This is a genomic window from Psychrobacter sp. SHUES1, from assembly GCF_001652315.1.
Classification (GTDB): Bacteria; Pseudomonadota; Gammaproteobacteria; order Pseudomonadales; family Moraxellaceae; genus Psychrobacter; species Psychrobacter faecalis.
Window position 1 is genome coordinate 24,620 of record NZ_LXWA01000017.1, and the last position, 25,620, is coordinate 50,239.

Here is a 25,620-nt window from a genome sequence, read left to right on the forward strand (position 1 = left end):
ATGCAGCGCGGCTTTTATTCAATAAGATAGAACATAAGCTAAAATTAAATAGGTAGCTTATTTATTGGGCGTGACGCGCAAGGTTTGACAGCTTTGGATTGGCGTTTGGGTTTTGACGCAGTAACAGTGCCATACGGCCAATTGAGTGTATCAAAGTCGCATTAGCCGCTGCGGCAAGCTCAGCGCCAATGACATCGCGCTCTTCTTTGCTGCCAGCTGGCAATTTTACTTTGATAAGTTCATGATCGGTCAAAGCACGATCAATCTCTTCAGCGATACTTGGGGTAATGCCTTTATTGCCAATCATAACAATCGGTTTTAGGTCATGACCAATGCCTTTTAGGCGTTTAACGGTAGCGTTATCGAGTTGCATACTATTCCTAGATGTTGGTAAAAATAAAAGCAGGTACTATTGCGAGCAGATAATGACCATTATAGATAATCTATGGTCACCTTGCATGAGATCAGCAGGATTTTGCACGATTTTACGTGATGAAAATGTTAAACTGAAAGTATGAGTACATTATAAACGCTCCAGGTTTATAAAGCAGTGTTTTTGCCAAGAGAATTTCGCGGTTAAAGGGTAATGAGACAGATACAAGATTTCGTTGTTCAGCACTAGCGTAATCATATGCTGATAAAAGCGCTTTTATAGATAATTAGTAGACACTTATTAAAATTGTCATAAATAACCCCTTTATAAACCGCCAGTCGTGTTTTACAAACGATGTATTTGCAAGCAGGTATATTACCAGACAATAGGAGCAGTCATTTTGGTCACGCGTATTGAAAATAAAAAATTGTCAAAAAGTAGTAGTGCTTGGATGCAAGAGCATATTGACGATCCTTATGTGAAAAAAGCCCAAAAAGATGGCTACCGTGCCCGCGCTGCTTATAAATTGCTGGAGATAAATGAGAAAACCAACCTGATTAAAAAAGGCATGACCGTCGTTGACTTGGGCAGTGCGCCCGGCAGTTGGTCGCAAGTCGCTGGCAAATTGGTCGGTGAAAAAGGCGTCTTGATTGCCTCTGATATACTGCCGATGGATACTTTGCCCGATGTGACCTTTATTCAGGGTGATTTTCGTGAGGCAGATGTGTTCGAGCGTATCATGGCAGAAGTCGGCAACCGAAAGGTCGATGTGGTGCTATCGGATATGGCACCTAATACCGCTGGTAACAGTGCCATTGATCAGCCGCGCATGATGTATTTATGCGAGCTGGCGGTCGATTTCGCGCTGACAACCTTACCCGAAGGTGGCGCGCTTATTATGAAAGTGTTTCAAGGCGAGGGTACGCAAGAATTACGCAAGCAGATGCAGGCGGATTTTAGTAAAATTCGTAGTATCAAACCGGGTGCTTCACGACCACGCTCAAAAGAGATGTTTTGGATTGCCATTAAGTAGTAGGTCGTTTAACTATTTAATAAAAAGGTTTTAACGTCAAGCAGTTGCGCAAATCATCCATCCTATAAAGTGTGATAAAAGGTCACCATAAAGGCTATGGTTAATGAGCGTAAAAACGCTACAATCCGTTAACTGAATAAATGTGATTGCTGCTTGAATTATACAGGTTAGCACCACATATCATGATATATTAACTTTGTTTTAAATCTATATTTTTACATCTACGTATCAAGCCTATGTTTTAAGCAAAGTCGTCTGAGAGTAAACGCTTTAACCGCTCAGTTATTCATTTTAGTTCGTTTATTTATTATTTTGCTCAGGTTTTTAGAGTCATTAAATCTAAGTAAAAATAATAATTTGCAGCTAGGCATTGAATAGTGAGACATACGTTTATATATAGACGTCACGTGTTTAGTAAACACACCAATAAGTAAGGGATGGGAATAACTAGTGAGCGACATGGTAAAAAATACCTTATTGTGGCTGGTGGTGATCGGTGTTTTAGTGCTGGTGTTTAGCGGCTTTGACAAATCATCTGAGCCGGATAATCTTAACTACTCGGAGTTCGTGACCGCCGTGTCAGAAAACCAAGTAGCCAGTGTTGAAATCGATGGCGAGCAAATCACCGGCGAGAAGAAAAATGGTTCATCATTTGAGACCATTCGTCCAGCTGTGACTGATGATCAGCTGATGCCACTATTGCGCGAAAACCAAGTTGAAGTTCAGGGCACCGCGCCTAAGCGTCAAAGTGTTTTGATGCAACTGCTAATAGCCAGTTTCCCAATTTTATTGATTATTGGTCTGTTTTTATTCTTTATGCGTAATATGCAGGGCGGTGCTGGCGGCAAAGGCGGCGGTCCAATGAGCTTTGGCAAATCAAAAGCCAAAATGCTGACCGAAGACCAAATCAAGGTGAACTTTGATGACGTTGCTGGCTGTGAAGAAGCCAAAGAAGAAGTCGTCGAGGTTGTTGAGTTTTTACGCGACCCTGATAAATTTACTAAGCTTGGCGCGACGATTCCACGTGGAATCTTAATGGTTGGTCCTCCAGGTACGGGTAAAACACTATTGGCAAGAGCCATTGCTGGTGAAGCCAAAGTACCCTTCTTCTCGATTTCAGGTTCTGACTTTGTTGAGATGTTTGTCGGTGTTGGTGCCTCACGTGTGCGGGATATGTTTGAGCAAGCGAAGAAGAGCGCGCCTTGTATTATCTTTATTGATGAGATTGATGCGGTCGGTCGTCATCGTGGCTCTGGTATGGGCGGCGGTAACGACGAGCGCGAGCAGACATTGAACCAATTATTGGTTGAAATGGATGGTTTTGAAGGTAACGAAGGCGTTATTGTCATCGCGGCAACTAACCGTGCAGATGTCCTTGATAAAGCATTATTGCGCCCAGGTCGTTTTGACCGTCAGGTGCAAGTAGGTCTGCCCGATATTAAAGGTCGCGAGCAAATCCTAAAAGTGCATCTACGCAAATTACCAAATACTATTGGTGTTGATGCCCATGCATTGGCACGTGGTACGCCGGGCTTCAGTGGTGCGCAGCTTGCCAACCTTGTTAACGAAGCGGCGTTATTTGCCGCGCGTCGTAACAAACGTAGCGTTGATATGAATGACTTTGAAGACGCAAAAGACAAGCTATATATGGGTCCTGAGCGCAAATCTATGGTTATCCGTGAAGAAGAGCGCCGCGCGACAGCCTATCATGAAGCGGGTCACGCGTTGGTTGCAGAATTGCTACCAGGCACCGATCCTGTTCATAAAGTGACGATTATGCCGCGTGGCTTTGCCCTTGGTGTGACTTGGCAGCTACCTGAGCATGATCAGACCAGCATGTATAAATCAAAAATGCTTAACGATATTGCGATATTGTTTGGTGGCCGTATTGCTGAAGAAGTCTTTATCAATCAAATGTCAACGGGCGCTTCAAACGACTTTGAACGTGCGACCAAAATGGCACGCGCGATGGTAACCAAATATGGTATGTCAGATGCGCTAGGCATCATGGTTTACGAAGACGATGATAGCTCACAAGGTTACTTTGGTGGTGGCGGTCGGACGATCTCGGAAGCCACGCAGCAAAAAGTTGATGAAGAAGTACGCCGTATGCTAGAAGAGCAATACGATATCGCCCGCGAATTGATTGAAGGCAATCAAGACAAAATGCATGCGATGGTAGATGCGCTGATGAAATGGGAAACCATTGACCGCGATCAGTTGCAGGATATTTTGGCAGGTGAAGAGCCTCGTCCGCCAAGAGTCTATCAGCCTAATGAAGTAGACTTATCGAAAACTGATATTAAACCGACGAACTCTACACCGCCGCCATTACCAGCGATGTAGTTTCTCGTTTATTACAATCTCATAGATAGTCGATAAAAAGCCCTTTTTGATAAAGGGCTTTTTTGTGGGCGTCATTTGACGAAGGCTTTAGGACGGAATAAGATTTGCTGCTATCATGGACGTTTATAATCTTAAACAGTGTAAATACCGCTAACACAGTTCTTTAAAATACAATTTATAATGGATAAGTTATGTCATTATTCCAGCATTTACCCAGCTATAAAGTAACGAGCCGCGATAAAACTTTAGATTTATCACAGCCGCATATTATGGGGATCTTAAACGTCACACCTGATTCCTTTTCTGATGGCGGACGGTTTACTGCGATTGATAGCGCCATCATTCACGCTAAAGACATGATAGGCGCGGGTGCAACCATTATTGATATTGGCGGTGAGTCTACGCGGCCCAATGCCGCTGCTGTGTCTACCGAAGAAGAAGTGCAGCGTGTCGTGCCAGTCGTCAAAGCGATTCGCCAACAGCTAGGTAGTCTAAACAAGGATATTTGGTTATCTATTGATACCAGTAATCCTATCGTTATGCAGGCAGCGTTTGAAGCGGGCGCTGATATTTGGAATGATGTTCGCGCGCTGAAGCGTGAAGGCGCAGCAGAGATGGCAGCTAAGCTTGATATTCCTGTCATGCTGATGCACATGCGCGGTGAGCCTACGACGATGAACAATCTTGCTCAGTATGATGATGTGATTAAAGAAGTCAGTACCGAGCTAACAGCGCGTATCGCTGAAGTGACAAACGCGGGCATCAAGCGCGAAAAAATCATTATCGATCCAGGTTTTGGCTTTGCAAAAAACTATGAGCATCATTGTGCGTTATTAAGTCAGCTCGAACGTCTGCAAACGCTCGGATTGCCAATGATGTTTGGTATTTCACGTAAGCGTTTTTTAGCTGAAGTATTAAGCAAAAGCGGAGTCGAAGCGTTTGCCAATACTCAAGCGCTAGAGCGTGACGCGGTAGGAACGGCGGCGGGGATTTTTGCACTACAACAGGGCGCTAGTATTATCCGCACCCATAATGTCGCTATGATGCAGCAAGCGGTGACGCTATGGCAGCAATTATCGGCGTATAATCAAAGCTGATAGGCTAATAGCTTTTTATAAGCTGGCTGTTGCTAGATTGCCTTTTATAGACGAGGCTTTTATAAGCACGGCTGACTCCTGTTATTTATTAATCTTACTATTTATTTAACGTCTATTTAGTTAAATACCATTTAAACCTATGGGAATATTTTTATGACAATTAGCAATCAACCAGAGCCAAACAAGCAACCAGAACCCACCCTCGAGCAACGCCGCATTATTTATCAAGCACGCCGTGGCTTAAAAGAATTGGACTTTTATATTGATCCTTATATTAAAGAGTTATATTTAACTGCCGACCCGAGTGAACAGGCGACTTTCGCAGAAATGCTGACCCATGAAGACCCAGATTTATTGGATTATTTTACCAACCAAAGCCGTCCAGAAAATGCAGCGATATGGGATTTGGTTAATAAAATTAAAACATGGCGTCATAGTAAAAGTTAAACGTAACCATTAAGGTTTTTTCAAAGTACCAGCCTTTTAGATAGAGGCTTTGAATACATAAAATCCTGCTTGGATGCTAACGATGACATTGCTAAGCTCCTTACGTATCGACGCGCCAATCCAGCCTGCGAGCCGTATACGTTTGATGTTTTATCTGCTTTTGGTCAGTGCGCTGCTGATATTGGCAGCGCTTGCGTCATTGGCGTTGTGGCAGTATGTACTCATATTGATTGTAAGTGCCGCTGCCCTAAGCTATTTAGCGCTATCGCGACCGATTTTACTGCATCTAAGCCAGCCGCCCTTAAATAAGAGCATCTATCAACATTGGCAACTTCTGATGCGGAGCAGTCGCGGCGATAACTTGTGGCAAGCTGAGCTGGTCGCAGTCAGCAGCTATTCTTGGGTGATATGCTTTAAATTTTTATTGTCAAAGAACCTTATCAGCGCCCTTTAGCAGTCGCGATATTTCGGGATCAAGTCAGCGCCGAGCAATGGCGCAAATTGTCTATTTTAGCCAATAGCGTTTCTGCTAAAATGGCGTAAATAAAGACCACGCGTTAAGAAAATAATACAAGTAGCGTCATCTATATGGTGCAATTCTTTATATATCTTTTCCTACCTCTCATTTCATCCTTTCAATCACTAACATGCCGCTACATGCCATAACAAAACGTCTATCTAGGCTAAGTAAGGGTTTTGCTATAGTAATCATAATCGTCAAAATCTTATTTGTTTTATTATTTAAGGATTTGCCATATCCGTGGCGAATAGATTTTTAGATGAGTAAAGAAGATCAGATATTTGACGATACATTATTTATAATAAAAGGACGATATCATGAGCTTATTAGGAAACTTAGTCAGCCAAGTGGCGCGCAGTGCGATGGACCCAGAGGATAGACAACGCAACCCGGTCAACCAACGTATTAATCCACGCCGCACCGGTGGTTTAGGCGATATATTGGGCAGTGTATTAGGTGGTGGCACCCAGCCAAGTGGCTACAATCCACAGCAGTATGAGCGCCGCAGTGATAATGGTTTTGGTTTAGATGACATCATCGGCGGGCTTACGGGCGCAAACCAGCGCGGCGGTATGAGTGCAGGCGCGGGTGGACTTGGCGATATTTTAGGTAGCGTCTTAAGTGGTCAAATGGGTGGCGGTCGAACCTCGCGCGCGGGATTTGGTGGTAAAGGTATGCTGATCGCTGCATTGATGCCGATGGTACTCAGTTGGATCAAACGCAATGGTGGTTTGAGTGGCGCTTTATCAAAAATCACTGGCATGGGTTACGAGAATCAAGCGCGTTCTTGGATGAGTAACCAAGAGGTCAATGATAATCTTGATCCTAATGAGATTACCCGTCTATTTGATGAAAGTGAGATTCAGCAGGTAGCGGCGCATACCGGCGCAAATGAGATGGAAGTTCACCAAGGTCTGGCTGAGCTACTGCCTGAGGTTATGAACCAATTAACGCCAAATGGCAATTTGGAAAATGAACCTGAAGCCAATGAAGAGATTGACCAAATTATCAATCAGTTATCAAATCGATTAGGCACATTAAAGTAAAATAATTGTCCTTTATAAATCTTCCTTTCCGTCATTAAGAAAAGAGTGCATATACATGCGCTCTTTTTTTTGTTTTAGCTTAGCAAAAATACTTACATTCTAACGCGATAAGGGCGCAGAGTTTTCTATGTGAGTCGAGTGCTAAAAAGATAGATATGTTAAGAACCGTGACTAAAGTCGCTAAGAAGATTCAAAAAATTTATGATAACGGTATAATTTATTTAAGGCTACTTCATAGCTTTGCATGTTATTACCCAGTTTCTTTAAAAAGCTTTATATAAAGTCATGCGATATAAAGGTATAAGTATTTTACAAGGATATTACTCATGCCATTTAAGCCTATCCAAGCAGCAATTGCCATCTTAGTTGGTTTGATTATCTGGTTTGTGATTCCTGTACCAAATGGGGTAACACCAGAAGCATGGCATATGCTGGCCTTATTCATCGCCACCATTGTGGCCATCATCGGTAAAGTCTTGCCCATCGGGGCGATTGCCATTATCGCCGTTATGTTGGTGGCGCTGACTGGGGTGACTAATGACAGTCCAAAAGACGCCATCGCTGATGCCTTATCGAGCTATTCAAGCCCGCTGATTTGGCTCATCGGTATTGCGGTAATGATATCGCGAGGACTTATAAAAACGGGTTTGGGGCGGCGTATTGCTTATTACTTCATCTCGATATTTGGAAAAAAGACCATTGGCGTTGCTTATTCGTTAAGCGCAGCGGAGCTGATGATAGCGCCGATTACCCCTTCTAATACCGCTCGTGGTGGCGGTATTATTCACCCCATTATGCGGTCAATTGCGCAAAGCTTTCATTCAACGCCAGAAGAGGGCACGCAAAATAAAATTGGCCGTTATCTAGCGATGGTTAATTATCACGCTAATCCGATTACTTCTGGTATGTTTATTACCGCCACCGCGCCAAACCCACTGGTGGTAGATTTGGTCAATAAAGCCACAGGGAGTGAGATTCAGCTGTCATGGACGACGTGGGCAGTGGCCATGTTTATACCGGGGATGCTCTGTTTATTATTGATGCCGTTGGTTATTTATCTGATTTATCCGCCCGATGTCAAAGTCACCCCAGATGCCAAACAGTTTGCTAAAGACAATCTAAGCGAGATGGGGCAGGTGAGCACGCAGGAAAAAATCATGTTGGGCGTCTTCGCTTTAATGCTGATATTGTGGGCCAATATTCCAGCACTAATCTTTGGTGAACAATTAAGTGTCGATGCGACAACCACTGCTTTTATCGGTTTGACGGCGCTTATACTGACAGGCGTATTAACTTGGGATGACGTGCTTAAAGAAAAATCAGCATGGGATACCATTGTATGGTTTGGGGCACTGATTATGATGGCGTCTTACCTCAATAAATTAGGCTTGGTTGGCTGGTTCTCAAGCAACATCGAATCAATGATTGGCGTGATAGGCGTCGGCTGGATCGGCGCTGTGGTGATTTTGACGTTGGTTTATTTGTATATTCATTACTTTTTTGCCAGTACCACCGCCCATATTACCGCCTTGTTTGCTGCTTTTTATGCAGTAGGGTTAAGCCTAGGCGCGCCGCCGATGTTATATGCGCTTATTTTAGCAGCGGCAGGCAATATTATGATGACGCTGACCCATTATGCAACAGGTACGGCGCCGGTTATTTTTAACTCGGGCTATGTGACCCTAGGAGAGTGGTGGATTATCGGCGCCATCATGAGTGTGGTCAATCTTGTGGTATGGATAGGCGCAGGTTTGATTTGGTGGAAACTGCTTGGTTATTATTGATAAATAGACTGATAATATTATGAATCATCGATGATTTTGCTCAAATTGGTTAGAAGCGCTCATCTAAGGTATCTAACGTATAATTTAACGCCTCAAAGCAGATATCGGTATTGAAGCCACGATATTGCAAAAATCGTAGCTGGCGAGCCTTGTCTTTTTGCTCAGTTGGGATGTTATCGCCATATTTTTTGGTACGGGCGGTGACGGCAAGTTTTAGCCAATCGACGCCTTCGACCAAGTTATCGGTATCTTCCTCGATAAATTCACTAAACTCTTCAGATTCGACATTAGCCATGTCTATCAGCTCATCAATATTGCCGGGCATGGCTATCTTTTTATGATAGAACTCTTGCTTAATACGAGCGCGTCCGCGTCCTTTACGGATATTTTCTCGTATCAACATCAGCGTGGTACGATAATCGCTTTGATAGCCTTTTTCTGCAAACTCATCAAGTAGGGCATCAATTTTATCGGGGTCTTGTTCTTTGTCTAGCAGCTTTTGTTTGAGTTCAGCTTTACCGTATTCACGGCGCGATAGATAATAAAATGCCAACCAGCGCAAACGGCTTTCGGCTTTGATGGCGTCGATATCCGCTTGGCGTTGCTCAGGCGTACGCAAATAGGCTTTAAGCGCCGCAGGTAGGTTGTCTGTTTGATTATTAGCTTGATGGTTTAATTCACTATGACCTTTAGCAGTGTTACTGTCTGTATGGTCATTATCTTCGCTACTATGAACATCGTGTTTGACCTCGGCAAGTAGCTGTTTAATACTTTGCGCTTCTGGTGGCTGATAGGCAGGTACGTTATTAGGCTCAGGAATGAAATTTGCCGCTGGATGAAAGTTTTTTTTGCGCTTTTTGTTTTTAGAAGGTTTTTTATTATAAGAGGAAGATGAGACAAGCGAGTCTATATCCGCTATAGCATCGTCCTGTAAAGGTGTTGCTTCTTTTTTTGTATAAGTCGTATGTTTAGCCCTTTTCCTGGACTTTTCTTGATAGGGCTGCTGAGAATTTTTAGCAGACTCAGAGGATTTGGTAGACTTTTTGGATTTGGTAGACTTTTTGGATTTGGCAGGAGTAGCACTCGCTGAATCGGCTTCCGACTCAGCGAGTATTTCAGCTAAGGTTTTAATTTTCATAATCAATCATGATAGACAATCATATTCTACAAAAAATCTATTATTGCACAGGCTCAGGAGCAAAGTCTTGTTCAGGCTCTTCCTTGTCTGGAGCTTTATTAGGGTCGACTACGCCAAGTTTTTCAGCCCGAATTTTCGCTTCGATCTCTTCAGCAATTGCAGGGTTTTCTTTTAAAAACAGTACCGAATTGGCTTTACCTTGGCCGATTTTTTCATCGCCATAGCTATACCACGAGCCTGCTTTACCAACTGCGCCAATCTCAACGCCCAAATCAATCACTTCTGCTAGATGGTTGGTACCTTCACCGTAAGTGATTTCAAATTCAGCTTGACGGAATGGCGGCGCCATCTTATTTTTGATAACTTTGACGCGGGTTTGGTTACCGATGATATCATCGCCATTTTTTACCGCCCCGATACGGCGGATATCCATACGTACGGACGCATAGAATTTTAGTGCATTACCACCGGTTGTGGTTTCAGGGCTACCAAACATAACGCCGATTTTCATACGAATCTGGTTGATAAAGACCACCATACAGTTCGAGCGTTTGGCATTACCGGTGATTTTACGCAGCGCTTGGCTCATCAAACGTGCCTGCAGACCCATGTGCGAATCGCCCATTTCACCCTCGATTTCTGCTCGCGGGGTTAGCGCCGCGACGGAGTCGATGACAATCATATCAACTGCCCCTGAGCGCACTAACATATCGGTAATCTCAAGCGCTTGCTCGCCATTGTCTGGCTGTGACACGAGTAAATCGTCGGTATTTACCCCAAGTTTACGGGCGTAAACTGGGTCAAGAGCGTGCTCGGCATCGATAAAGGCACAAACGCCGCCTTGCTTTTGACATTCGGCAATCGCTTGCAAGGTCATGGTGGTTTTACCAGAGCTTTCAGGACCGTAAATCTCAACGATACGACCTTTTGGTAGACCGCCAATACCAAGCGCGATATCTAGACCCAATGAGCCGGTAGAGACCACATCGGCGTCAAGCGTGGCTGAGTCGTCACCAAGATGCATAATGGTGTTTTTACCAAATTGCTTTTCAATTTGACCTAATGCCGCTTTGAGGGCTTTGGCTTTATTTTCGTCCATGTAGGACTCCTTGTGAAAAATAATAAATATAAGATGGTCTGGTTATGTCAAACGTGGCATTTAAAACGATAGGTTTAAAGCGTTTGTTAAATAACGACTTGCTCAGTGAAATCACTCACGACTTTCATCATCAGTAAACGACACGTTTGGCAAGTTTGAGGTAGAGGGTTATAGTGGGTTTAAGACAGTGATATCGGCTATATCACCTTACTATACAGTAAAAACGAATCATGATAAAAGCAAAAAAAAGTTCATAGATGCGAATGCTCATTTGCCATAATAATGGCTGTAGGTTTATCTTTGCGATACTGGTCGCGCTATTCTGTGTTATATCGCTGTTGTTTAGATAAGGCTATTATAACAAAAGCCAAGCCCAATATTTAGCGTAGCAAGCGGCTAAACGACAGTGAATGTCGCCTATTATTCTACTGATATTATGACGAAGTAGTTATGCTTTGCCCTATATTTTGAACTTAATAACAGGGCGGTTTGTCAATAGTTTTGTAAGTTGTCCACAATAAAAAAAGTATTTTTATTTGTAGGTTGTGAAACATTGATAAGCTTTAAATTAATTTGAAAAAAATTAAAAATATATTATTTATCTTTTAAATATGTCGTAAGTAATTGATTTATAATGCTTTTAAAATTGTACAAAAAATGAACGATTTTACCTAACCCTTTAAGCTATCTAAGGAAATGCTTGTCAAGTAGCGACTTATACACAGGGTTATCCACAGCTTATGGGGAGAACTCAGCAAACCCTTATGTTACCGATGTTTGCGCAGACATAAAAACTTAGAGACAGGCGAAATATTGATGATTTCTATTTTTGCAACTTTAAATTTAATAAAGAAATTGTTCTGTTACGCCTATGTTTCACATAATGCCTGCGCCTACAGGGCGTTCAATAACAGCCTTGAATGGCTCAATATCTTAAAAACGACATGCAAAGCCTTATATGTCAAGGGCTATGCTAAAAGTAGCAAAATTCAGCTAAAAGCGGAAAAATGAATTGGCATAAAAAAACGGCTAAGTACGTTATTAGTATCTTAGCCGCTATCGTGCAGGAATGCTAGGGTTACGCTACCAAGCCTAATCCTTGATATAGATCAAATCCCAAACGCCGTGTCCGCGCTCTAAACCGCGGCGCTCAAACTTAGTCATTGGACGAAAGTCAGGACGGACGGTGAAATTACCTGCGCCTGCTTGATTGGTCAGTCCAGCAAAAGCATCTAAAACCTCAACCATCCAAAAGGCATAATGTTCCCAGTCGGTCGCCGTATGGAACCAGCCGCCTTGTTTTAAGCTGCGCGTAACAATTGTCATGCGCTCAGGACTGACAAAACGGCGTTTATAGTGGCGCTTTTTTTGCCACGGATCAGGGAAGTAAAGCTGAATGCGGTCGATATGATTTTCTGGTAGCTGCTTGAGCAATTGGATGGCATCACCGTTGATGATTTTAACGTTGGTTAACCCTTGCGTCCCTGCCATATAGGCGCATTTACCGATGCCTGGCTCATGGACTTCAACACCAACAAAATTGCGCGTCGGCTCTGCGGCGGCCATCTCGATAAACGAATCGCCTAGACCAAAACCAATCTCTAAAGTCAGCGGCGCATCACTGCCATTCGGGCTATCTGCAAATAACGCGCGTAAATCGTTAATGCCCTCAAGATTGCCATCACCGAAACTGTTATTGACCAAGTAATGCGCAAACTCTGGCGCAGTCAATGCCAGTTCGGCATTTTTATTCATGTGCGTCCGCCGTTTCATAAAGGTATTAACGATACGAATGTGCTTGTCCGTTGACTCTTCAGTCTGACTGCTGGCATCAGTATCCACATCCACGTTATCAGTATTAACGCTATCAGTGTTAATGTTAGAAGCGGTTTGCATTTCTGTGTTCATGGTATCAGCGGTATTGGGGTTTTGCGCATCAGTCGTATCGTTACCACTACTATTGATGTCATTGTGCTTAGGATGTTGACTCATAGGATTAACAAAGCTTAATTAAGTAGATAAAGTTGCCTCATTATAAGTGAAATCGTCACCACTGTGAACGCACAATACAGTTTTAGCGCACCCGCTATAACGCTTATAACTTTATAGGCTGTTTGTATATATAGGTTTCATATATATGGGTTTTCTACGCAGGGCTTTTGGCGTTATCATATAGCCAGCATGTTTTAAAAATAAGGGTTTAAAAATAACCACTTAATCAGAAACGTTGGATAAAAAAACGATATACAAATCCGCGCGTTAATATTTATGCTTAATAATCAGTAAGGCCTATCACCATGTTATTTATCGAGACGGATTCGCCGCCACCGTTTTATCAAGAACAGCTGAGCGCTGCTAAACGCGAACAACTGGATAAATGGTTTATCAGTCAGCGTAGCCAGTCGTATTATCTTAAACGCTTTAAGGAGTTTGATGAGCAAGGCTACCTGTCGCCTAAATGGCACTGGGCGGCGTTCTTTGTCACCTTTCCTTGGCTGTTGTATCGCAAGCGCTATATGGATGCGATTGTATATAGCGTCGCAGGTTGGTCATTTATTCAACTGAATGTGGCGCTGATATTGGTAGCGTTTGAGTTTGTGGCGATGCCTTTTATTGCCGATGCGTATCAGATGGGCATACGTATCGCTATCGCGGCGCTGATTTGGCTGTTTTGGTCGTTTATGGTGGCACGCTGGACAGATGCTTATTATTACCGTATGGCACGGCGCGAGATTGCAGATGCTATCAATGATTATCCGCGCGATGAAGCGGCGCAAAAAGCGCATTTAAAAAAGGAAGGCGGGGTCAGTTTATTTGGCTTAGGCTTAGGCTTTGGATTTTTTGCTTTTGCATTAATGGTAATCAAGCTACAGTTTTTGCCCATTGTCGCCAAGCCTAAAGAAAATGAAATATTATTTGATGCGTATGATACTGCTAAAACGGCACAAAATCGTGTGGCGCTTAGCTATCGGCAAACAGGACAGTGTCCGCTTAATCTGCCTTTAGATATGGGCACGCAGCAAGTCAATATCGCGGTTGATACCCAAGCTGCTGGCGTGACAAACACCGATTGCGCAGTTATCGCTACCATTCAAAACGTCAAATTTCCATTACGTTATTTAAATGAGCAGACGCTGGTTTTTTATCATCTGCCCGATAGTGATAATTGGCGCTGTACGACCTCGCTAAATAAAAGGCAAGCGCCTAAAGGCTGTAGCGAGGATTAATAAACGATAAAACTATAATAGCCGTTAGTTTTTAGAGTCAGCGGTCAGATCGTCTTTTTCATCGGCGGGTATGGATTGGTTTTTTAGCGCGTCATAAAAGTCCGTCAAATCCATTTTACGGGCTTTATCGATATCTTCATCAAATAAGCTCTCAAGCTCCGCTATGGCTGATTGTGCCGATTCAATCATACTGGCTTCGTCGTCATAGATCGCTTGCTGGCGTTCAATCAAATCATCATCATAATCGCGGAAAGTTTGGACGGTTTCGCGTGCTTTTTCTGCTGAGATACCAAGTAGTTGTAGCGACTCACGTGACATATCTAAAGACGATAAATAGGTCTCACGCCAAATATGACGGACGCCGACTTCACGCAAACGGTAATAATGCTGGCGGTCACGGGCGCGTGCTAAGACAATCATATCAGGATAGTTTTTACGCAAATATTGAGCGGTGGTAATAGAGCGCTCTACATCGTCGATGGCAAGGATAAAAACGCGTGCTTTTTTGATACCGGCGGCGCGTAGTATCTCGGGGTTTTTTGGATCGCCATAATAGACTTGGTTACCAAATTTACGCACGAAATCGACGCGATTTGCCGAGCGCTCAATCGCTGTAAATTCGATGTTGTGCATACGCAGCACCCGACCGATAATCTGCCCCACACGCCCAAAACCGGCAATAATCACCTGATGCTCATCGTCAGGAATGGTATCGTACTCGCGGCTGGGTTTTCTTTTGGCAAAGAGCGGCTCACCGATTTTTTCTAAGAGTAAAAATGCCAGTGGCGTCAGTGCCATAGAGATGGTGACGATAAGGTTTAAAGTGTTGGCAAGCTCAGGACGCAATACATTTTGCACGCTCGCCACACTGAATAATACAAAGGCAAATTCACCACCTTGAGCGAGGGTAACCCCCAAACGAATACTGGTCGGCCAGCGATTGCCCGATACTTTTGCAATCGCAGTAATCACCGCAAATTTAATCACCATCAACGCCATAGCGCAGCCGATGATAAAGATAGGCTTTGCTAAGATGAGTTTGACATCGGTGAGCATGCCGACCGACATAAAAAACAGCCCTAACAGCAAGCCTTTAAACGGCTCGATACTGGCTTCTAGCTCATGACGATATTCAGAATCCGCCAGCAATACGCCAGTCAAGAATGCACCTAATGCCATCGATAGGCCAATTTGTCCCATTAAAATAGACACGCCCATGACGATAAATAAAGCGACGGCGGTTAAAAGTTCTGAAGCACCGCTAGATGCCACAAATTTAAAGAAAGGTCGAATGATATAACGGCTGGCAAAGATAAGTCCGGCAAAAACGGCAAATACTTTACCAAAATAAATCAAATCGTAGCTTTGCTCGCGCACCCCTGATAAAAACGGAATGACGGCTAATAAAGGGATAACGGCGATATCTTGGAATAATAAAATGGTAAAGGCTTCACGGCCATGGGTACTAGAAAGCTGCTGTTTCTCTGTTAATATTTGCAGGACAAAAGCAGTGGATGACAGCGCCAAACCAAAGCCGACGATAAAAGCAGTATCGAGCGGCAAGGTAAAAAACTGGTGTAACAGCCACATCAATAGCGTGCCTGTCAGACCGACTTGTAATCCCCCGAGGACAAATATCGAACGCCGTAGCGCCCATAATCGTGAAGGCTGCAACTCAAGACCGATAATAAACAACAGCATGACCACGCCAAACTCGGAAAAGTGCAATAAGCTCTCGGCGTCGCCTGCAACGTCTAAACCACTGGGGCCCAATATTAAACCAGTAATCAGATATCCTAACACCGTCGCAATACCGAAACGCTTGCCAAGTGGTACAAACAGCAGCGCTGCCCCCAAGAAAATTGTAGCTTGTAACATCAAGTTTGGTGAGCCGGCGGCGGCAGCGAGCATCTGGAATCCTTAGCGGTAACGATAAAATAAGCAGTAAAACGGGGTAGATCAATAGTCAAAAATTTTGAACATCGTTTATTTTTTACGATAAATCTTCCATACGCCATTGTCTGCCAGCGGATTGCTATAAGCATCGTTACGGCGTTTCCGCGGGGTCTGACGACTGTCGACGATTTTAAAATCAGGTAGGGCATGAACGATAAGCCCCGTGCGGTAAAAGCGTACGCGCTCAGGCTCTAGCATCTCGCCCTTGGTATCGCGGCAAAATACATATGCGCGCAAATCAATAAATTCACGATGCGCCACCAAACGTGCCTCATCATCATTGTCAAATACGGCACTCATACGGGCGATTTCATCGGCACTATAATCGCCACATTTATCGGTCAGCGCTCCGACCGAGCCAAAACTTTTGGATTCTTTGGCGCGGGTCTTGGTCAGATGTAACCTTTGCACATGATAAATAAACTGCGGTATCTCAAGGCTGGCGGGCAAAGGCAAATAGTCGGGTGGCAGATTGGCCGCCGGATAAAATGCCATCGCGCGCTCAAGCAGACTGTGCCAACGCTGCTGATAAGCTTGGACTTCGGCTAAATTGCCTTCATAAATCGGCATATCACGAATTTGCCGCAAAATATCAGGCGGAAACTGCTCATCTCGAAAGCTGGCAATATCTTCTTGCAGCGTCGATAGCAATGCTTTGGCATGCTTTTTACCCTCGCTTGAGATAGGGTCATCAATGTAGCTTGGAGCAACGAAAGGAGCTGAGCGTCTTGACATGGCAGAAAATAATCCAGTAGTGGCAAATTGGGCGTTTCAGCTTTAAGTATACAGAATTTAGATAAAAAATATGGCGACGCGGCCAAATTTCCCATGATTTTTAACATCCTATTACAATGAAAAAAGTCACCTGATATAAGCTTGTTTAAAATTAACTCTCTTTCTTAGGCGCTTTTTTTTATGGATAATGGCTCTAAATACTTCCTAAATCATCATAATCGGCGGAGCTTCTTAAGAATTTTTAGTAGAGTGATTTTAAAAATTACCGGTGCAGGATTGGCGCTAGTATTTGGATTTTGGTTGCTACTGGCGTCAAATATGGGACCGGTTTATCTGCCACAGTTTATGGACGGCGCGCTAGATTTTTGGATTCGCATGACGCTGTTGGGGCTGGGGCTAAGTATTTGGCTCATAACAGCAGTTTGGTTCATTTGGTTTGTGCTGCGTTATAGCCATTACTTGATAAAGTACTATTTGACAAAACGTCGCTTATAAATGAAACATAAATAGACGACGTTTTAATGGATAGTTGGTTTTAATGGATGGTTAGTTTTAATTGATTGTTATAAGAAGGGCACTGTTTTTGATATGTCGTATCTGGCTTATTAATGGCTAATGTTTAAAGTTTAGTGTCTTAGAAATCTTACCTAAAATCATGCCTAATGGTTGTGACCAATATGACTATTGCTATTAGTCGCCTGCTGGGAGATATCGCAGACTAAGGCGTCGCTATGGGTTTTGGTTTGCGGATGCGCTAAGCTTTCAACCTGTATCGTTGCGTGATGAATATCAAGCTCAAGAAGGCTCTGCTCTAAACTGGCAATCAAGATACTCGATTCATAAATACTCATTTCACCATCGACGACCACGTGACAAGATAGGGCGTTGAGACCGCTGGTGATACTCCAAACATGTAGGTCATGGACTTTTTGGACTTGTGGATGGGTAAGTAGTTTATCTTCGACCTCTACCAGTGAGATGCCTTCTGGCGTGCCTTCCATCAAGATATGTACCGAATCACGTACCACGCGATAACCACTAAATAAAATCAATATGGCCACAATGACCGACGCTGCCGCATCTGCCCAAACCCAGCCAAAGCTCATCATCAAAAGCGCGGCAACGATAGCGGCAACCGAACCCATTAAGTCACTTAATACGTGCAAATAAGCACTTTGCATATTTAAATTAACTGGTGCTTTAGCTTCAGTTTGTCCATCTTGCTGTGCATGGTTGTCGCCATGGTTATGATTATGTGCATGCCCATGCGTATCAGTGCCGCGACTGCCGCGATGCATCAGCCAAGCGACCACAATATTGACCAGCATACCAATGGTCGCAACGATAAGCATCCCTTGGGTCGCAATCTCAGGCGGCGAGTTAAAACGTTTAATCGCCTCATAAAAAATCATGATGGCAATAATAACCAGCGTTGCACCATTGACCGTCGCCACCAAAATCTCAAAGCGTTTATAGCCAAAGGTTTTTTGATGGGTGGCCGCTTTTTCACCAATTTTAAAGGCCATTAACGTCGCGCCAAGCGCTACCGCGTCACTGAGCATATGACCAGCATCAGACAGCAGCGCCAAACTACCCGTGAGCCAGCCGCCAATGGCTTCGACAAACATATAGCCTGTAATGATGATAAAGCTAAACAGCAAAGTGCGCTGATAACCCTTGGTATCGCGCGGTGCAACCGTCTCTTCTAGATGCTCATCGTGGTCATGATGGTGTTGATTATCCTTGGTATACCTGTCTTGAATATTACTATTATCTGCATGATTTTGAGCATGTTTATGGGTATCAATCGCCGCATTCTGATGAGAATGGTCATGTTGTTTAGATTTCGGGCGCTCTTGATTCATAACAATACTCGGGATAATAAAAGGTGAAATAGAGGATTTATAAAGCTTTGATTGCTTATAAAGTTGGGCTTGCGATGCATAACCAGACAGTTATAGAGAATTTAGCACATTTACTAAAGGCTTGCTGTATCTAGGCAGTAAACGATATAAGGCGAATTTTGGCTAGCGTTCTTTATTGACGCTAATGTATAGAATGACGATTAAAACTGGCGCGGTGTATTCTAAGATTGAACGTTTACCAGCCGACAGGGTCGATATCTAAGGTCAGTTTTAGATATTTGGCGCTTGGCAAAGCAAGTACAGGTTGCCACCAGTGATTGAGTACCCTATGTAATTGCTGTCGGTCTTTGCCTAATAGCAGTAATTGCGCGTGGTAGCGGCTGTTCTTTTTACTCATCGGCGCATCGATAGGGCCGAGAACAGCAAGATTATGAGCGTTTGGAAGAATACCAACGGCATCTTTTAGCGCTTGCGTGGTGGCAGCTAACGTTTTACCTTCGCAGCGTATTAGGGCAGCATAACTATGCGGTGGCAAGCCCATCATTTTACGCTCTTGCAATAGCTCACGTGCGAATGATAAGTAACCGTCTTTTACCAATTTTAATAACAGCGCATTATCAGGTTGCAGCGTTTGAATAAGCACGCGCCCCGATTTGTCCCCGCGACCAGCACGGCCTGCCACTTGAATCATGAGCTGGGCGGTATGCTCCGGCGAGCGAAAGTCGGCGGACAAAAAACCGCGATCGGCATTAGGCAAGCAGACAAGCGTGACGTTGGGAAAATGATGACCTTTGGCGACCATTTGCGTACCGACTAAGATGGCAGGCTTGCCTTCATTGATACGCTGATAAATATTCTCCCAGCTGTCTTTACGTCTGGTGGTATCGCGATCGATTTGGATAATAGGATACAGCGCTTTACTGGTTTGCGGATTGGCAAAAATTGCATGCAAATTTTCACTTAGCCTCGTCGTTCCGATACCTTTGGCGTCCAAATTTTGACTACCACAATCAGGGCAAACCGTCGGAATATAGGCCTGCCAGTCGCAGTGATGACACTTTAAATAAGAGCTGTTTGAATAGGAATTGGATTGCGATTGGCTATTATAATGCACGGTTAAATGCGCATCACAGCGCGGGCAATCGGCTTGCCAACCGCACGCTTCGCAGAGCAAAACTGGCGCATAGCCGCGGCGATTTAAAAATATCAATACTTGGTCGCCCGCTTCTAGCGTTTGCCGTATCGCGCCGATAAGCGCGTCGGTCAATCCGGTATCATAACGTGCACCGTCGTCTGTCGTCTGTTGATGGGTGCTTTGCTGGCGCGCGTCAATCAGCTGCATGGTTGCAGGTTTGGCGTTACCAGGGCGAGTTTGCAGTTGGTATTCGATAAGCTTGCCATCATCGACCAGTTTTAGATGTTCAAGCGAAGGCGTCGCAGTACCAAGTACGACGGGAATATTGGCTTGGAGTCCGCGATACAGCGCGACGTCAGCGGCATGATAGCGCAGCGTGTCTTGCTGTTTATAAGAACCATCATGCGCTTCATCGACGACAATTAAGCCCAAATTCGCAAACGGATACAGCACCGCCGAGCGTGTACCGATGATAATTTGCGCGTGACCAGTACGGCAATCTTGCCAACCTTGCAGGCGGTGGGTATTGTTCATACCCGAATGTAATAAGACTATATGAGCGGCAAAGCGACTGGCAAAGCGCGCGCGCGTCTGCGGCGTCAATCCAATCTCTGGCACTAGTATCAAAACTTGTTTGCCCGCTTCCAAGACCGCTTGCATCGCTTGCAAGTAGACTTCAGTCTTACCACTACCGGTAATGCCATTTAATAAAAACCCCGTATATTGCTTATTTTCATGCGCAGCAATAATGCCATCGACGGCAAGCCGTTGCTCCTCATTTAGGTCAAGCGGCATTTTTGCTAAAGTAACGGGCGCGGGCGCAGATTTCGCTTCAATATAGCGCTCGATAAGCCCTTTTTCTTCTAGCATCTTTAAGAAGGGTCGCTGCATACCTTCTAATAATAGGACGTCTTCACTAGCGCCGTGCTCACCGTGTAGCTTAAGCATCTCAAACTGCTGCTTTTGTTTTTTGGCATTGCTATGAAAGTCAGCATCAGTGACGTGCGGTAAAATCCGCCAATGGGTAGTGAGTAAATCCAGCGGCTTACCTTGGCGTACGAGGGTTGGCAACATCACCGCTAACACGTCACCGAGCGGATAGTGGTAATAACGCGCCAGCCAATGCGCGAGCTTTAGCATATTGCTGTCTAAAATGGGCTCAGCATCTAAGCATTTATTAATAGGTTTGAGCTTATTCGTCGGTACGTCGCTAGCCGCTTCCTCAATATGAGCAATGACAATACCGATTAAGGTTTGACGACCAAAAGGTACCTCAACACGGCTACCAATCGCTGGTAGCGCCATGGCAGCGCCATTTGCTAATGTCGGCGTGTTTGCCGGCAAGCGGTAGTCAAATACCCGATAAAGGGGCACGGGCAGGGCAACTTGTAGCAACATAACTGGGCTTCGCAGTCTTTTATCGAATGAATAGAGGATAGAAACAACAACGCAAATCTAAACAGGCACAGACAAATAAGCTTAGCATGAAGCTAAGCTTATTATCATTTACTATAAACCAGTAATGCTCAGTAATGCTCAGTAATGCTCAATAATCGTCTTATTCAATATACATGATAGATTCGATTTCAACCACACCGCCTTTAGGTAGCGCCGCCACTTGTACGGCAGCGCGGGCAGGATATGGCTCGCTTAAGTTGGCGATAAATACGTCGTTTAGCGCGGCAAAGTCATTTAAATCGGTTAAAGAGACGTTGAATTTAACCACATCATTTAAACTGCCACCGGCTGCCTCACAGATGGCTTTGATGTTTGCAAATACTTGCTTAGCTTGTGCTTCAAAGCCTTCTTTTAGCTCCATGGTATCAGGGTCAAAGCCCAGTTGACCGGAAATATAAACAGTATTGCCTACTTTTACCGCTTGTGAATAGGTGCCAACGGCGGCTGGCGCTTTATCGGTTTGAATGGTTTGACGGGTCATATGATTTCCTTATGATGTTTTTGATGTTTTTTGGTTAAAAAATTGGCCAAAAAATTTCAGGCGATATTAAATGCTCAATATTGAATGGATTTAAAAGGGATAGATTTTAACATGTATTTTAACGGCTTTTATAATTGATAAAGCCTAATAATATTAGGGAAGCCAAGTAGCGAACGCAACTCGCGAATGCCTTGCGCTAAATGATTGCGACTACGCACGACGATATGAATAATGGTGTCGCTGCTACGCACGTCGACCTTTTCGACCCCGATATTTAACTGGCGCAGATGATAAATCACTTCACTGATTTGCTCGTCGCTTAGAGCAATAGATAGTTTTAAGTAAGCAGGGAAGCGGATTTTGCTGTTATGTTCCCCGGATGAGTCGCCTTGCTTAATGGCTTTATCATTGCGCCAGCGCAGTTGGATAACTTGATAAGGATTGTCTTTACGGATATCGTCTAACGAAAAGCACTTATGGCGATGCACAACCAGACCATGACGTGATAAATGGCCAACGATAGGGTCGCCATAAATCGGATGACAACAATTGGCAAAATCAAGCTCAACGCCTGAAGCGTTGACAATCAATTGTTGCGGTTGGGTCATATCATCAACGCTTTCTTGCGATTGCATATCACTGACTTCATCGCTAAACAAACGGGTGACCACCAGTTGCGGCAGCAGCGTGCCCGAGCTGATTTGCTCAAACAGCGCATTTTTTTCTGTTAGACCCCGCCATTCGGTCAGGTTTTTCCAATCGCTTTCGGTCAAATCATCGAGGCTTTTCTGATAGGTTTTTAGCGCGCGGTCTAAAGCCTCTCTGCCATGATGCTGTTTATCTGCAGGCGATAAGTCTTTAAACCAACGTAAAATCTCCACGCGGGCTTTATTGGTCACCACAAAGCCGAGCCATTCCGCTTTTGGTTCAGAATGACTGCTGACTTCAATCTCGACCAACTGCCCGTTTTTCAGCACCGTCCCGAGTTTTGCATGCTTGTTATCGACATTGGCACCGACCGCGACATTGCCCACCATAGGGCCGACGGCGTAAGCAAAGTCTAGGGCTGTGGCGCCTTGTGGCAGCTCATAAGCGCGGCCTTGCGGGCTGTAGCAGATGATTTTACTCGAGTGTAGATAATCCATCAGCTCATTAATAGTAGAAACGGCCGCGGAAAAATCAGGACTGTCGGCATCTAACGTGTCTTCGTCAACCAAGTCTTTCATATTACGCAGTGATGCTTGAATAACCGACTGGCTGACATCGGAGGCGTGTTCGGCACCAATAACGCCAAGCCTTGCCGCGTTTTGCATTTGCTTGGTTAAGATGGTGACTTTAACAAAATCATTGTCACGCTCATAAATAAGGGTGAGCGACTGATTGCCACCGGGCAGCGGACGCCGAATGTTATCGGCGATATGACTGTCATCAATCTGATATTTTTTAATGAGATAATAAGCGAGCTTGTCACAAGCTTCGATGTTATCAAGCACAATCTCAAACGCATAATGGCGCAGTAGCGCATTGATTTCACCGCGATTACGGAAAAACTGCCGGAAGATAACCACGCGATTGTCTAAAACTTTGACCATGCCATTCAGATCAAGGTTGTTTAGCACAATGCTCAAGTAGCGATGAATGGCTTCTCTTTGAAAATTACGCCCAAGTCCATGTTGCAGCAGCTTATCAGACAGCTTGTTATACATATCAGAATCAAGATTACGATAACAAAGCACTTCGATATAATCGGCAATGTCATTGAGGCCCATCAAGCGCGCAAAAGGTACATAAAAATCTAACGTTTCTTGTGCAGTAGTTCGCTGTTTTTCGGGGCGTACCGCATCGAGCGTCGACATATTGTGCAAGCGGTCAGCCAGTTTAATAATCAAGACGCGCGGGTCAGCAAGGGTAGCGGTCAAGATTTTATGAAAGGTGGCGGCTTTGTTTTCTTGCTTGTTATGGGTTGATGATTTTAATTTGGTCACGCCATCGACCAGTCTGGATACTATTTTACCGTAACGCTGCTCAATATCTTCAGCGGTAACCTCGGTATCTTCTACCGTATCATGAAGGATTGCTGCAATAATGGTATCGCGATCCAAGCGAAAGCCTGCCAATATTTCGGCGACGGCAATCGGATGCGTGATATAAGGCTCCCCTGATTTACGCTTATCTTTGATATGCGCTATATCACCGAACTCACAGGCATCAATAATATCACTACGTTCAGCCGCAGTGAGATAACCTACTGAGCGCAGCAGGTTGTATTGAGCATCATCAACTAAAGGATGACTGAGTTTGGGCAAGGTTTGAGTCATAAGGTGGTAATCCTATTTTCCAATACCTATTTATCAGTTCAGGACGGTTCGTCGGCTACGGACTTTTAATGGGTTCAGGACTGTTGGGTAAATGATAGCTGGATGAATAAGCGGCGGTTATGCAAAAGAGTAAGCTATTAGGTCAAAGCATACTAACTTAAAACGCACAAAGCGAAAAGAGGGCAGACCACCCTCTAATTAATCGTAAATCGTTCTCAATGTCAACTCTTATGCGCGTAAGTCAGGCAGAAAATAAAAAATTCTACCTGAGTGATATGATTTTCGCTATAAATGGTCGCAAAAATTGGCAAGCGTTTGGTGTTATCAGTCGTTTCATAACCAAAAAACCACAGCCGATGCTGTGGTTCTTATCTTTTAGTAATGTCAGCACGGAATAAAGTGGTCGTGCTTATTGCTAAAAGTTAGGCTTTACTAAAAACAGCTCTGTATTAAAAGCTATGATCGCCCGACAAAGCCAAATCTAATGAGCTTGTCGCAAAGTTATGCTCTGGCTGATTTAAAATATCACGGGTGATTTTGCCGGCAGCAATTTCACGTAATGCCAAGACCGTAGGCTTGTCGTTATCGACGTCAACCATCGGCTCAGCGATACCCTTGGCCAATTGACGGGCGCGCTTACTGGCGACCAAAATCAGCTCAAAGCGATTATCAACATTATCCAAACAATCTTCAATCGTCACTCGTGCCATAAATAGCTACCTCGGTTGTTTTTATCAGTCACGGCGCTTGTCCGTCACTCAATAAAAATAATATCAAAAATATAAAAGGGGGATAGCTGGACATTATAGCATTTTTTGCTTAGGCGCGTAGTTGCTTTTTATATCTGCTGTTAGTTATACGAAAATCGAGATTTTTTACTTTTAAGCTTTCTTTCCCCTAGGTTTTCTTTGCTTATTCGTCGACTTGGCTATTTAGCAAATTGGCAATAGTGCGATGATAGCGCTGCTGCTGGCGTTTAAGGGTTTGTCTGTCGGCGACGATAATGGCTTTTAGTTCGGTTAACGCCACTTCAAAATTGTCATTAATCACCACAAAATCAAAATGTACATATTGCGCCATCTCCGTGACCGCGCCCGCCAAGCGTTGCTCGATGACTTCCATGGTATCCTGCGCACGCGTCGATAAGCGCTGACGTAAGGTCGCTAAACTTGGCGGCAAGATAAAAATCATCGTCGCATCGGTAAATATCTTTTTCACTTGTAGCGCGCCTTGCCAATCAATCTCAAGGATAACATCGACGCCTGCCTCCAGCTGCGCGCGCACGCTTTGCTCTGATGTGCCATAATAATTGCCAAACACTTCGGCATGCTCTAAAAACTTGCCTTCGCCGATAGCCGTGACAAATTTATCAACGTCGGTAAAATGGTAATGCTGACCATCAATCTCGCCGGGACGCGGCGCGCGCGTGGTGTGCGATACGCTAACGGTCAAGTCGTTGGTGGTGGCCAGTAGCTGTTTGACCAGTGAGGTTTTGCCCGTGCCTGAGGCGGCGGTAATAATAAATAATGAACCTGTCATACGGTTTTTCCTAATGGATAGTT

Annotated in this window: 21 protein-coding genes; 9 read left to right on the plus strand and 12 right to left on the minus strand. The window is 44.3% G+C overall.

Features of this window, described 5'->3' with window-relative positions; genetic code table 11:
• Nucleotides 1-61 precede the first annotated feature (61 nt).
• Nucleotides 62-373, minus strand: coding sequence for a YhbY family RNA-binding protein (locus tag A7325_RS00830; RefSeq protein ID WP_068403801.1), 312 nt, complete (start codon nucleotides 371-373; stop codon nucleotides 62-64).
• Between the two features lie 400 nt (nucleotides 374-773).
• Here A7325_RS00830 and A7325_RS00835 point away from each other — a divergent pair, with 400 nt between their 5' ends.
• From A7325_RS00835 to A7325_RS00865, 7 genes are all read left to right on the plus strand, one after another.
• The gene (locus tag A7325_RS00835; protein ID WP_068403803.1) at nucleotides 774-1,406 is read left to right on the plus strand and encodes an RlmE family RNA methyltransferase; all 633 of its coding nucleotides are present in this window, start codon (nucleotides 774-776) and stop codon (nucleotides 1,404-1,406) included.
• A gap of 450 nt (nucleotides 1,407-1,856) precedes the next feature.
• The gene (ftsH, locus tag A7325_RS00840; protein WP_068403805.1) at nucleotides 1,857-3,752 is read left to right on the plus strand and encodes an ATP-dependent zinc metalloprotease FtsH; all 1,896 of its coding nucleotides are present in this window, start codon (nucleotides 1,857-1,859) and stop codon (nucleotides 3,750-3,752) included.
• A gap of 191 nt (nucleotides 3,753-3,943) precedes the next feature.
• Nucleotides 3,944-4,849, plus strand: coding sequence for a dihydropteroate synthase (gene folP, locus A7325_RS00845; RefSeq protein WP_068403807.1), 906 nt, complete (start codon nucleotides 3,944-3,946; stop codon nucleotides 4,847-4,849).
• A gap of 153 nt (nucleotides 4,850-5,002) precedes the next feature.
• Nucleotides 5,003-5,296, plus strand: coding sequence for a succinate dehydrogenase assembly factor 2 (locus tag A7325_RS00850; protein WP_068403808.1), 294 nt, complete (start codon nucleotides 5,003-5,005; stop codon nucleotides 5,294-5,296).
• Between the two features lie 82 nt (nucleotides 5,297-5,378).
• A complete protein-coding gene (locus A7325_RS00855; RefSeq protein ID WP_227514910.1) occupies nucleotides 5,379-5,750 on the plus strand; it encodes a hypothetical protein in 372 nt (123 codons plus the stop codon).
• 383 nt (nucleotides 5,751-6,133) lie between these two features.
• Nucleotides 6,134-6,862 (plus strand): YidB family protein, encoded by a 729-nt coding sequence (locus A7325_RS00860; RefSeq protein WP_068403810.1) that lies wholly within the window; start codon nucleotides 6,134-6,136, stop codon nucleotides 6,860-6,862.
• A gap of 326 nt (nucleotides 6,863-7,188) precedes the next feature.
• Nucleotides 7,189-8,646 (plus strand): anion permease, encoded by a 1,458-nt coding sequence (locus A7325_RS00865; RefSeq protein WP_068403812.1) that lies wholly within the window; start codon nucleotides 7,189-7,191, stop codon nucleotides 8,644-8,646.
• 49 nt (nucleotides 8,647-8,695) lie between these two features.
• Here the strand turns inward: A7325_RS00865 and A7325_RS00870 are convergent, their stop codons facing one another.
• The 3 genes from A7325_RS00870 to trmB form a co-directional block, all read right to left on the minus strand.
• Nucleotides 8,696-9,784 carry a regulatory protein RecX gene (locus A7325_RS00870; protein ID WP_068403814.1) on the minus strand — a complete coding sequence of 363 codons (1,089 nt, stop codon included), beginning with the start codon at nucleotides 9,782-9,784 and terminating at the stop codon, nucleotides 8,696-8,698.
• Nucleotides 9,785-9,824: 40 nt separating this feature from the next.
• Complete coding sequence (gene recA / locus A7325_RS00875; protein WP_068403815.1) at nucleotides 9,825-10,883, minus strand: recombinase RecA; 1,059 nt, start codon at nucleotides 10,881-10,883, stop codon at nucleotides 9,825-9,827.
• 1,092 nt (nucleotides 10,884-11,975) lie between these two features.
• Nucleotides 11,976-12,791: a tRNA (guanosine(46)-N7)-methyltransferase TrmB gene (gene trmB, locus A7325_RS00885; RefSeq protein ID WP_068403853.1), complete on the minus strand. Its 816-nt coding sequence runs from the start codon at nucleotides 12,789-12,791 to the stop codon at nucleotides 11,976-11,978.
• 389 nt (nucleotides 12,792-13,180) lie between these two features.
• On the opposite strand from trmB, the gene A7325_RS00890 reads away from it, so the two are divergent.
• Nucleotides 13,181-14,110: a DUF2628 domain-containing protein gene (locus A7325_RS00890; protein ID WP_068403817.1), complete on the plus strand. Its 930-nt coding sequence runs from the start codon at nucleotides 13,181-13,183 to the stop codon at nucleotides 14,108-14,110.
• A gap of 24 nt (nucleotides 14,111-14,134) precedes the next feature.
• On the opposite strand, the gene A7325_RS00895 is transcribed toward A7325_RS00890, so the two are convergent.
• Complete coding sequence (locus A7325_RS00895; RefSeq protein WP_068403818.1) at nucleotides 14,135-16,021, minus strand: monovalent cation:proton antiporter-2 (CPA2) family protein; 1,887 nt, start codon at nucleotides 16,019-16,021, stop codon at nucleotides 14,135-14,137.
• A gap of 75 nt (nucleotides 16,022-16,096) precedes the next feature.
• Nucleotides 16,097-16,801 carry a hypothetical protein gene (locus A7325_RS00900; protein WP_068403819.1) on the minus strand — a complete coding sequence of 235 codons (705 nt, stop codon included), beginning with the start codon at nucleotides 16,799-16,801 and terminating at the stop codon, nucleotides 16,097-16,099.
• Between the two features lie 180 nt (nucleotides 16,802-16,981).
• Between A7325_RS00900 and A7325_RS00905 the strand changes: the two genes are divergently transcribed.
• Entirely contained in the window at nucleotides 16,982-17,296 is a 315-nt protein-coding gene (locus A7325_RS00905) for a hypothetical protein (RefSeq protein ID WP_068403821.1), read from the plus strand.
• Nucleotides 17,297-17,460: 164 nt separating this feature from the next.
• Here A7325_RS00905 and A7325_RS00910 read toward each other — a convergent pair whose 3' ends face one another.
• The 6 genes from A7325_RS00910 to gmk form a co-directional block, all read right to left on the minus strand.
• Complete coding sequence (locus tag A7325_RS00910; protein ID WP_068403822.1) at nucleotides 17,461-18,666, minus strand: cation diffusion facilitator family transporter; 1,206 nt, start codon at nucleotides 18,664-18,666, stop codon at nucleotides 17,461-17,463.
• A 235-nt stretch (nucleotides 18,667-18,901) separates the two neighbouring features.
• The gene (locus A7325_RS00915; RefSeq protein ID WP_068403823.1) at nucleotides 18,902-21,199 is read right to left on the minus strand and encodes a primosomal protein N'; all 2,298 of its coding nucleotides are present in this window, start codon (nucleotides 21,197-21,199) and stop codon (nucleotides 18,902-18,904) included.
• Between the two features lie 160 nt (nucleotides 21,200-21,359).
• Entirely contained in the window at nucleotides 21,360-21,740 is a 381-nt protein-coding gene (locus A7325_RS00920) for a RidA family protein (protein WP_068403824.1), read from the minus strand.
• Between the two features lie 128 nt (nucleotides 21,741-21,868).
• Nucleotides 21,869-24,058 carry a RelA/SpoT family protein gene (locus tag A7325_RS00925; RefSeq protein WP_068403825.1) on the minus strand — a complete coding sequence of 730 codons (2,190 nt, stop codon included), beginning with the start codon at nucleotides 24,056-24,058 and terminating at the stop codon, nucleotides 21,869-21,871.
• Between the two features lie 449 nt (nucleotides 24,059-24,507).
• Nucleotides 24,508-24,768, minus strand: a complete 261-nt coding sequence (rpoZ, locus tag A7325_RS00930; protein ID WP_068403827.1) for a DNA-directed RNA polymerase subunit omega — start codon at nucleotides 24,766-24,768, stop codon at nucleotides 24,508-24,510.
• A gap of 202 nt (nucleotides 24,769-24,970) precedes the next feature.
• On the minus strand, nucleotides 24,971-25,597 hold the full coding sequence (gmk, locus tag A7325_RS00935; RefSeq protein ID WP_068403828.1) for a guanylate kinase: 627 nt from the start codon (nucleotides 25,595-25,597) through the stop codon (nucleotides 24,971-24,973).
• Nucleotides 25,598-25,620: the final 23 nt, after the last annotated feature.